This is a genomic window from Occallatibacter sp. (genome assembly GCF_049802275.1).
GTDB lineage: Bacteria > Acidobacteriota > Terriglobia > Terriglobales > Acidobacteriaceae > Telmatobacter.
This window is the reverse complement of record NZ_JBARMD010000176.1, coordinates 19,792-29,454: the sequence shown is the minus strand read 5'-3', so window position 1 is coordinate 29,454 and position 9,663 is coordinate 19,792. Positions and strand designations below refer to the sequence as shown.

The window sequence follows — 9,663 nt, the reverse complement described above, 5'->3', positions numbered from 1 at the left end:
GCGCACGCCCGCCTGTTTGCAATCGGCGACGAGGCGCGCGAGGCGTTCATCGTGGCGCTCGGCGGCGACAATAACGTGATCGAAGCGGCGTCGGCCGGCTTTGAGAGCCTCAGCAACCGGGTGTACGCCGTAGAGAACTTCCATGTCATTAGTGTAGATGGCGCTACGGCTTCGGGCGGCGCCGGTTCGCTACAGCGATGCAGCTCTCGACGGCTTTGGCAGCGCGTCGCTCGCGACCATCAACGGTCTGCGGAAAGAAGATGCCGAGGAGGTGATTTTTGCGCTGCGTTGGCGTCATCAGTTCCCATCCCCGGCCGGCTTCGGGCTGGCGTTGAAATGCTACGCGCAGGATCGGCGGAGGTTCCACTTCGCCTTCCATGGCGAGCAACAGGCTCTCGGCGATGGCTTCGGCTCTCTTCTGGCGCGTATCGGCAGATTTGGCGTCGGCGATGAAGTTGGTGAAGCCTTTGCGCATGGATGGGCTCATGGCTTCGAAAAACTTCTTCAGCGCGCGATCCTGCTTTAGGATCTTTGCGAATTCGGGGGGCAGATCGATGACGAGTTCGCCGAGGTCTGGAGTGAGCTTGATGAGTGCGCGCTCTCCTGCCCTGACATGAGCACCGGCCTGCATTTTCTTATTCACGATGAGGACGTGTCCCTGGCCTTTTGTGGCCGGAATGAGCGCGGTCTTGAAGGCGAACCCGTTGATCTCGCCGAAGATGCGGCGGCTCTTCCACATCGGCCACGCCTTTTTGAGATCGATGGGGACACGGGCGATGACCCACCGAAGCGAGGTGCCGGTGGCTTCGAGCGGAGCGCGAAAGGATCTGGTGAGTTTGTCGTTCACGGCGCTGGGACCCCAGTTTTGCAGGTTTCAGTGGTGTTGTGCCGGTGAAACCGGCGTCGGCGCCAACGAGGGCGATTTCCGTTTTTTAACGATTCCGTGCAAAGTACTCATTTCAGGATAGTCAGCGCAGAACATCGCGTGAGGCTGTTGATGCGAGGAATGCGACATAGAGGCCGGAGGCGATGATGAGCGATCCGCCGAGGAGCATCCACACCGTGGGCAGTTCGTGAAATACGAGGAAGGAAACAATAGCGCCGGTGACGAGTTGAGTGTAGTGATACTGGGAGACGTTTGCGGCCGTGGTGTGGCGGAGCGCAACAAAGAAGCAGATGCTTCCCCCTGCGCCAAACGCGCCCATCGCCAGCAGCGCCAGCAACAACCGCCCTGTAAGTGGTTCCATGTGCCACAGCATGCAGCCGAATCCGGCTACAGCCATTACCACGCCCGAGAAGATGGTCAGGCTTTCAGGTGTCTCAGTGCGCGTGAGCACGCGCGACCACACCATGTTGACTGAGAAGCAGGCGACGCAGGTGAGGCAAGCTGCGTAGCCGATCCAGTCGCCCTGTCGCGACGAACTGAAGGGATTGACCGCGATAACCACGCCCGCAAACCCAATGGCGATGGCCATCGACTTGCGCAGGCCGGGGTGTTCATGAAGGAAAATTGCGGCAAGGATCGTGATGACGCCGGGACACAGGAAGACAAGGATGTAAAAGAGCGTGAGCGGCACGTGGCGCAGGGCGACGACGACGCAGAGATTGTTGACCAGGTCGAGGCTGGAGCGGAGTAGCTGGCGGCGAGGCCTTTGCGGCCAGAGCGATGACGTGTCGCGGCGAGCGAGTGTGTAAAGGATGAGAAAGCCCGCGATGAAGAGTCCGAGGAAACCGATGACCTGGTAAGCGGGCAGGGCGGAGCGGCCCACGATCTTCATAATGCTGTCGGCAAATACCCAGCACGTGAAGCCAGTGACGGCGAGAAGAATCGCGGTGAGATCTGAGGGGCGATCAGGCGCCTCGATTTGAAAGAGATCGGGTTGGGGAGTCGTGGTCAGGATGGTAGGACCAGGGTTGGCTTGAGATCAGGGTAACAGCGGGGTTGGCGAATGGAATCTGTTTAGAGAGCGCGTTGGGCGGCTAGGTTAACGAACCCACTCATCGCGATAAAGCGCCGACCCAGAGGGTTCCCCGACGGGGCGCAGGCCTTCATCTCGCGGAAGAGGGGATGATGAACAATGGATGAATCACCTGCCGGAATTGCCAAGCGAAAAAATCAATCGAACGAAATCAATGGTCGGCGCTGGTGGACGATTCTAGAACTTTGCTCCTTGGGACGACGTGACGCGCCGAGATGTGGAGACCAACGCCACGAATCTTCGCTATCCCCGGTCCCCAAAGGCGAGGGACCGGGGGCACCCTCAGTGTAGTTGGGAACAATCATCGGGACCGGGGCCACCCGCCCACAGCATTCGAGTGTGGTTGAAATCTGTCAGGGTAGCGGCGAGGCTTCGAAACCCACTCATCGCGATGAAGCCGCCGACCCAGAGGGTTACCCGATGGGGCACAGACCTTCATTTCTGCCGAAGAGGGTGAGTAATGACCGATGAGTTGGTCACCTGCCGGGATCGCCAAGCGAACGAATCAATCGACACACGTGTCGCGCACTTCGGGTCGGGGGATAGGCGCAGTTATGCTGCGATGATTCTCCGGTTCTTGCTGAGGTTACCTGGCTCTTACGCCACCGACGACGCGACGCGACGGAGCGCCAGCGAGATCATCAGGCGCGTTATTCCTCTGAAGAGAATGCTGATGCCGAACAGGGTGCCGATGATCCACACCGAGTTTATGGGCCAATGGGCAACGATCATGCAACCAAGCAGAACGGTGACCACTGCGTCGAACAACACCCAGCCCCAGCCTTTGGCAGGACGCATTTGAAACGCCAGAATCAGCGCAACAATTCCGTACCCAACCAGCAGGAGACCCAGGATCAGAGTTAGAGTCAGAAGTCCGGCGAGGGGATGCGAAACCAAGTAGAAACCGGCGATGAGGTAGACCACCCCCAGAATCAGTTCCAGAAAGGTGCGTCCACCTGAGTGGGCTTGAAAAGCATAGATGATCTGGGCAATACCGCCGAAGATTGCGGTCCACGCCAAGATGTACACGGCGATGACGCCGGTGGCCAGCGGGGCCATCATCGCGATGATCCCGAGCAAGATGATGAGCACGCCAAGAACGATGGACCATCCCGACGCACGCTTGATTCCGCCGATGATTGTGTCAGTCATGTTTCCTCCAAGGCTGGTTCAAATCCGATAGCGGAAGCCGCATTCCGGCTTGAGCTTCCCAGGACCGATTTTGCCGTCCACATTCTAAAAGCGCTAATGACGGAAACAAACTGTCAGAAATTACAGTTGAATGCAATCGAGTGAAAGAGGCCGCGGAATCAGTTCGCGCGAGCTTGCTACTCCCACCGAAATACCCTTGCTGAGATCACCGTAAAGACGAGAAAAAACGCAGCCAAGGCCGCGACGTCATTGAGGTGGACCAGCCAGCTATCACCGGTCCAGATGCCTTCGAGCAGACGCACAGCGTACGTCAAGGGCAATACTCGCGCCACGGAGCGCAATACGGGAGGCAGATTCGCGATGCTTACGAAGAGCCCAGACAAGGCGATCATCGGATAGAGGATGACGGCACCGACGGGCTGCGCAAAACGCGCCGTGGGAACCAGGCTGGCGATGACGAAGCCGATGGAAAGAATGCTCCAGGTGCTGATGAGGAGCGCGATGGTGAATGAAAGCCACGGGACATGCTCGCCGGGAGGGGAGTAGCGTTTGCCCGCAAGGAACATCAAGGCCAAGGTTGCCGCGGTGAGCAGCAGCTTGACGATCACGTGGGCAGCAAGGATGGTCTGGGGACGCAGCGGCGTTGCACGAAGCCGCTTGAGAATGCCGCCCTCCCGGTAAATCGAGATGATGGTAACGAGCGAAAGCACGGTGTTGATTGAAATCAGCAGCGCAATGAGGACGGGAAGATGAACCACGGGAAAACCGCTGGCGGCCAATGGAGGCGGTGCGGGTCTGGAGCTGACTATGCGTCCGAGCACGACGTACAGCAGGACGGGAATAGCGATGGTGCCGATCGCGCCCAGCGGCTCGCGCATGAAGACCTTGATCTCAATCCACGTTAGTTTGAGGAGCCCGCGCAGCATCATTGTTTTGTCCTATTCACGAATGGAGCGGCCGGTGAGCTTGAGAAAAACATCCTCAAGGTTGGGGAGAATGGTGCGGAAATCCGTTACTCGAATGCGATTCTCAGACAGACAGTGGATTACTTCGGTGACCAGGTCATCGCCCTGTCCGCGAATGGTGAATCGCAGGCTGGCGCAGGTCACCGACTCTACTTTTGGAATCGTCTGAAAGTGGGCACCAGCGTCGCCTGGGTCCTCCACGTCGAGAACGACGGTGCGCTCCGGGCAGTACCTGCGGACGAGCTTCTCCGGTGTATCGATGTCGATGATCCGGCCGTGCTCCATGATGGCGACCCGGTCGCATAACCGCTCGGCCTCTTCCATCAGATGGGTTGTCAAAAACACCGTTTTGCCACGCACGCGGATATCGCGCACAAGATCCCAGATGGCGTGCCGCGCCTGGGGATCGAGGCCGGTTGTCAGCTCATCCAGAAACACCACTTCGGGATCGTTGATCAAGGCGAGAGCGATGGACAGCCGCTGCTTCTGACCTCCGGAGAGATTCATGAACCAGGCGTTTCGCTTGTCGGCGAGGCCGAGCTGGTCGAGCAGCCGCTTTGCATCGACGGGCTTCTTTCCATATAACGATGCCCACAGGTCGATTGCTTCCCAGACCTTGATTCGCTTCTGCAACTGGGCCTGCTGAAGCTGCACGCCGATGCGATCCTGCAGCTTGTAAACCTGCCGGAAAGGATCGAGGCCAAGCACCGCGATGGTGCCGCTGTCGGGTTTGCGAAGGCCTTCGACGCACTCCATGGTGGTGGTCTTCCCTGCTCCGTTGGGCCCGATTAGTCCAAAGATTTCGCCCTCATGGACCTCGAATGATGCGTCCGCGACGGCCACCGTTTTGCCGTAGGTCTTGCGAACACCGGAGACCTCAATGACTGGACGCATGATGTTTTCGATCGAGGATGCACTGAACCTGAAGCGGAATGTTCAGTGTAATTCTTCAGCCGAATCAAAGTTCCGGCGAGTGAGGACACGGATCGGACCGGTCGCTGGGACGGCAGACCGATTCAGTATTCGGTTATGTCAACAATCAAGCACGCGGTTTGGATCTGGGTGGAGGGATGTAGTGGAAGCGGACCAGGTAGATCTTTTCGCCGCTGCCGTGTTTGGCGACTTTGAGCAGGTCGAGGACGCCGAGGAATCCCGATTCGCGAGCCAGTTCGGGGGTGATATCCGGGAAGCCGATGGATTCGACCGAATCCACTTCGATTTCGCCTTCTTCCATGCGGTAGCGGCCGCCCGTTTTTACGCGGGGACTCTTCCAGATGCGGACGCTGCAGGTGATGTCTCCGCGGCGAACCCCATCGCGGAGGCGCTTGGTGAACATCATGAGAGCGAGTGTACGCCGGTCCCAGGCTGCCTTAGAGCGGGCCGCTACGGTCTGGAAACGCTGCGAAGCTTTGGTTGCGCCTGAGAAAGCATTGGATGGCCGAGCTTCAAGAAAATTGCGGACCGCTCTTCACCGCCCAAATCCAAACCACGAACATGATCAGGAACTTCAAGCAAACCTGGCAGCTGCTTCGGGTCTGATCATCGCTTCTGGCGCGGTTGACCCAACGACGTCTAAAACCCAGATCACGTTTCGGGATTTTTCCACATCCAATAATTCGCTCGCAGTTTTGTGGCGCGTGGAAGAACGGGCCTCGAATAACTAGTCGTGCGGGATGATTGGGGACTTGCAAGAAAGGAGTCTTGCCGTGGAGCAGGAGGCTCCCCAACTGAAATACGAAGAGGCATTCGTTGATGTGGCCGGGGCGCGCGTGCGCTATCTCCACGCGGGAAATGGCAAGCCGATTGTGCTCATCCATGGGCTTGTTGGTTCGAGTGAAGACTGGCGGAATAACATCGATGCCCTCGCGAGGGAGGCCAGCGTTTACGCGATCGACCTGGTGAACATGGGTAAGTCCCAACGGGTCGGAGATCTGGATGCGGGGCTTTCGGCCACCGCCAATCACATCATCGCAATCATGGACGCCCTCAACCTTGGCGAGGCCGACATCGTCGCCCATTCGCATGGGGGAGCCATCGCCCTGATGCTTGCAGCGCTGCATCGAAGGCGCGTGCGCAGGCTCATTCTCTTCGCACCTGCCAACCCCTACAGCCGCGCAAGTGACGCTATGGTGCGCATCTACAGCACTCGCTGGGGCGAGCTTCTGGCCTGGACGCTGCCTTATCTTCCGGCACCGCTTCAGCGCATCGCTCTGGGGCCGATGTATGGAGGTCCCGATCGCGTGGTCGATCGATGTTTGCAGGAGATTGTCGTGGGCCTCCGTAATCCCGATACTCTGCGACACGTTCTTGGCGTTATTCGCTGCTGGTGCGCCGAGATGATCAAGCTGAAAGCGGCTATCCGCCGGGTGAAAAGGATCCCAATTCTGCTGGTGTGGGGTGATGGCGACTGTACGGTCAGTCTGAGCTCCGCTATGCAGCTGAAGCGTAAACTCCGCGCTTCAGAACTTATCGTGCTGCCGGGTTGCGGACACTCTGTATTCGAAGAGAACCCCCAGGAGTCGAATCGCATCATGCTGGACTGGCTCGGCCGCGATTCATTGTCCACACCGCGTATAAGCAACGCGCAACGAGCCCCCTCTGTCGCGATGCGGACCAGCCACTCTGGCGCTTCGCGGCATTTGTCGCCTGGAATCTGAACCAGAACATTCCCATCGCAAGAGCGCCTGGCGAACATCAGGGGAGAGGCTACGAGAAGACCAGCACCTCTCAAGAGATGGAGCAGTCGATCAGACACGTCGGCTCTTTGCAAGTCAGTCTCTTTGCGTGTGCCCGTTGTGGCCGGTGTATACTCCAGCGATTACAGCTTCCCAAACAGAATCCAGGCTCTGCTGATTTTGAAGACCTCGATGCCGGCCCCCTTTCGCTGAGGTCTTCAGCAAGATAACGTTCGGCTGAAACTCCGGACCTTCGAATGCCGCGGCCAGCAGTGTCCCGGCTTGCAACAAGGAGGGAATTCATGGGGATCAATCCAGGAAGTGTTGTCTGTCGATGGGTGGCCATAGCGGCCATTGCGGCAGGAATGGTAACCGTAGCGTCAGCTCAGAACATTCGGAGCATCACGTTCGTGAGCGTCAAGCCGGACCGCATCGGCGATTTCCAGACTGAACTCAAAGAACTTCACGCATTGATGAAGAAAGACAATTCGACTCGCTATAGCTCCGTCTGGATGTCGCTGACCGGTCCCCGCGAGTATGCGATTGTCTCGTATCACAGCAAATGGTCGGAACTCGATGCCGGCGCGGACCCGAACACGAAGGATGATGCCGGAGACCTGGCGAGGCTGCAAACGCGGATGGTCGATTGCGCAGCAAGCTGGCGTAGGACCATTGAAGAGATCCAGCCGGATCTGAGCCTGCCGACGAGCACGGAAATGCCGAAGATGGTTCGGGTTTTGACGACCGTGGTGCGTCCCGAGAAATACAAGGAGTACCTCGACCTGGTGAAGAGCGACGTGTTGCCGGCGGCGCAGAAGGGCGGACTAAAGACCTATATCTTCGCGGAAGCGCGGTACGGCGCACCGAATACGCAGGTTTCCTCAGTGATCGCCATGGACAAATGGGCCGATCTCGATGAACCACTGGGCATCGAAAAGGCACTTGGTAAGGAAGGTTACCAGGCTCTGCTTGTTAAGGTCCGGCCGCTGATTGTGCAGGCTGAAGTCAACGAATATCGTTTCGAGCCGGATCTGAGTTATCTTCCCCCGGCCCCGACTAAGTAAGGCGGCTACTGCGAGCTGCCGCGAGAGAGACGGGGAGAACCCGCTCCTCGGCCGACGTGGACGGCAAAATCCGGGAACGTTCTTCCTCGAGCAACTGCTGGCGGTTTCCAGCAGTTGTTTTTTTGCTTCCTACTCACCGGCCGCCAGGTTACGGAGTGGTATGACGAGTGGCCTATTTCGATCGGATTTCCACTTCCCGTCGGGCGAATTAGGGTTCATCCAGAGGTAACCCCGGAAGAGGAATGGAGGGTGCTGCGTTTCCTGCGGACGTGACACGATGGAATGACGGGTGGGCCGGAGGTTGGGTATGAGGCGCTTCGGGTCGTGGCTGGAAAGATTTCAGACGTTGACGTCGTGTGGGGTATAACCGGCATTACAAGGTTTCTCTCGGTTTCACAGGGAATCGCATGGTGAGCATTGCATTTATCGTTGGACGGGTTCGAATTTCGGCAGGTTTGACGGGGTTGTGGCTTCTTCTGGCAGCGACCTCGATCGTATACGGGCAGTATTCTCCGGAGTATCCCCCCTTGCCATCGGCCAACGTGCCGCTACGCCACAAGCGGCCTCAAAAGATCCTCGACCAATATCCCCAAAATCCCAGCGTGGCCCCGGCGTTCTCGATTCCTTTCGGTCCGCTTGGCTTTTCCATTCCCGGTGACAACTACCTTCTGCGCCAGCAGAGCCTGGTAAGCCTGGATTTCCTCGACGAGGACCGGATTCTGTTCACCTTTCATGTGTCGGGACTCATCGAGCGTGATAGCGATGACAAAAGCGAAGGCAAAGAGCAACGGATTCGGGCCCTGGTGGTGGCGATTCAGAGCGGCAAAATCGAGTCTCAGGCGGAATTTATCGCGCCCGACCGATCGCGCTATCTGTGGATGCTCAAAGATGGGCATTTTCTGCTGCGCGGACCCGATGGTCTAGATGAGGGCGACGCAGAGTTGAAGACGAAACCTTACCTGCATTTCCCGGGCCGACTGCTCTGGATCCAGATGGATCCCGGGCAGCAGTTTATGATCACCAACTCCCTTGAGTCAGCAACTGCTGCGCAGAAGTCCGGGGAGGGCAACCTTCCTGTCGCGGATCCGCCAGCCGCGACTGCGGAGGGGCCGAGACCCGCCGAGCAGGGTGAGCTTGTGTCACGCACGATCAAGCGGGCATCGGGCGACGTGATACGTGTCAGCCGATTCCCGTGGACTTCCCAGACCTCAGACTGGCCTATGAATTCCGATGGTTATCTCATGAGGTCGCAAGACAGCAACTTCCAGTGGGCTCTGATGTTGAACTACTACGCGGGAGGGGCCCGGGAGTTGGCCCGGGTGGTATCGAGGTGCCCGCCGAAGTACAGCTTTGTCTCCGAATCAGAATTGCTGGTGACCACGTGCGATCCAAACGGCGGGTGGAAGCTGGCGGCATTATCGACGGGCGGAAAATTGCTGTGGGAGACCAAGCCCGCGACGAATACGATGTGGCCATTGCTGGTGACGGCGCCTGACGGTTCGCGCATCGCACGGGAGACGCTACTGCTGAAATTCTCGGCCGAACACTATAAACATCTGCTGGGGGCGAGCGATATCCAGGGGCAGATGTTGAAAGTGTTCGATACGGCTGATGGCAAGACGGTGCTGGAGGCGCCGCTCACCCCGATTCTCGATGGCGGCGGCAATGTAGCGATTTCGCCGTCAGGGCTGCGCGTTGCCATCCTCAACGCAGGCGCGGTCCAGATTTTTCAACTGCCGGCCGCGCGGCAAAGGCTGCCTTTGACGCACTGAGCCATCAACCTGGCTCAGTAAATCGCTGTATTTTTGGTGCAAACGCTTTCTTTTTT

General features: G+C 58.2%; 10 protein-coding genes. 3 read left to right on the top strand and 7 right to left on the bottom strand.

Translation table 11 applies throughout. From position 1 onward, the window contains the following. The 7 genes from WA354_RS05780 to WA354_RS05750 form a co-directional block, all read right to left on the bottom strand. Positions 1 to 144 (bottom strand): RNA methyltransferase substrate-binding domain-containing protein (locus WA354_RS05780; protein WP_472812061.1); only part of this gene is annotated, 144 nt, incomplete at its 3' end. A gap of 19 nt (positions 145 to 163) precedes the next feature. Next, positions 164 to 847, bottom strand: coding sequence for a YdeI/OmpD-associated family protein (locus WA354_RS05775; RefSeq protein WP_472812059.1), 684 nt, complete (start codon positions 845 to 847; stop codon positions 164 to 166). A gap of 121 nt (positions 848 to 968) precedes the next feature. Beyond that, positions 969 to 1,829: a DMT family transporter gene (locus WA354_RS05770; RefSeq protein WP_472812060.1), complete on the bottom strand. Its 861-nt coding sequence runs from the start codon at positions 1,827 to 1,829 to the stop codon at positions 969 to 971. A gap of 747 nt (positions 1,830 to 2,576) precedes the next feature. Continuing rightward, on the bottom strand, positions 2,577 to 3,131 hold the full coding sequence (locus WA354_RS05765) for an HdeD family acid-resistance protein (protein WP_472812058.1): 555 nt from the start codon (positions 3,129 to 3,131) through the stop codon (positions 2,577 to 2,579). A gap of 176 nt (positions 3,132 to 3,307) precedes the next feature. Next, the gene (locus tag WA354_RS05760) at positions 3,308 to 4,060 is read right to left on the bottom strand and encodes an ABC transporter permease (protein ID WP_472812057.1); all 753 of its coding nucleotides are present in this window, start codon (positions 4,058 to 4,060) and stop codon (positions 3,308 to 3,310) included. A 9-nt stretch (positions 4,061 to 4,069) separates the two neighbouring features. Beyond that, positions 4,070 to 4,990, bottom strand: coding sequence for an ABC transporter ATP-binding protein (locus WA354_RS05755; protein WP_472812056.1), 921 nt, complete (start codon positions 4,988 to 4,990; stop codon positions 4,070 to 4,072). 145 nt (positions 4,991 to 5,135) lie between these two features. Then, positions 5,136 to 5,435, bottom strand: coding sequence for an ASCH domain-containing protein (locus WA354_RS05750; protein WP_472812055.1), 300 nt, complete (start codon positions 5,433 to 5,435; stop codon positions 5,136 to 5,138). A 346-nt stretch (positions 5,436 to 5,781) separates the two neighbouring features. Between WA354_RS05750 and WA354_RS05745 the strand changes: the two genes are divergently transcribed. The 3 genes from WA354_RS05745 to WA354_RS05735 all read left to right on the top strand — a co-directional run bounded on the left by WA354_RS05745 (position 5,782) and on the right by WA354_RS05735 (position 9,607). Beyond that, the gene (locus WA354_RS05745) at positions 5,782 to 6,753 is read left to right on the top strand and encodes an alpha/beta fold hydrolase (RefSeq protein WP_472812054.1); all 972 of its coding nucleotides are present in this window, start codon (positions 5,782 to 5,784) and stop codon (positions 6,751 to 6,753) included. A 320-nt stretch (positions 6,754 to 7,073) separates the two neighbouring features. Continuing rightward, a complete protein-coding gene (locus tag WA354_RS05740) occupies positions 7,074 to 7,835 on the top strand; it encodes a hypothetical protein (RefSeq protein WP_472812053.1) in 762 nt (253 codons plus the stop codon). 407 nt (positions 7,836 to 8,242) lie between these two features. Beyond that, positions 8,243 to 9,607 (top strand): hypothetical protein, encoded by a 1,365-nt coding sequence (locus tag WA354_RS05735; RefSeq protein ID WP_472812052.1) that lies wholly within the window; start codon positions 8,243 to 8,245, stop codon positions 9,605 to 9,607. The last annotated feature ends 56 nt before the right edge of the window (positions 9,608 to 9,663 follow it).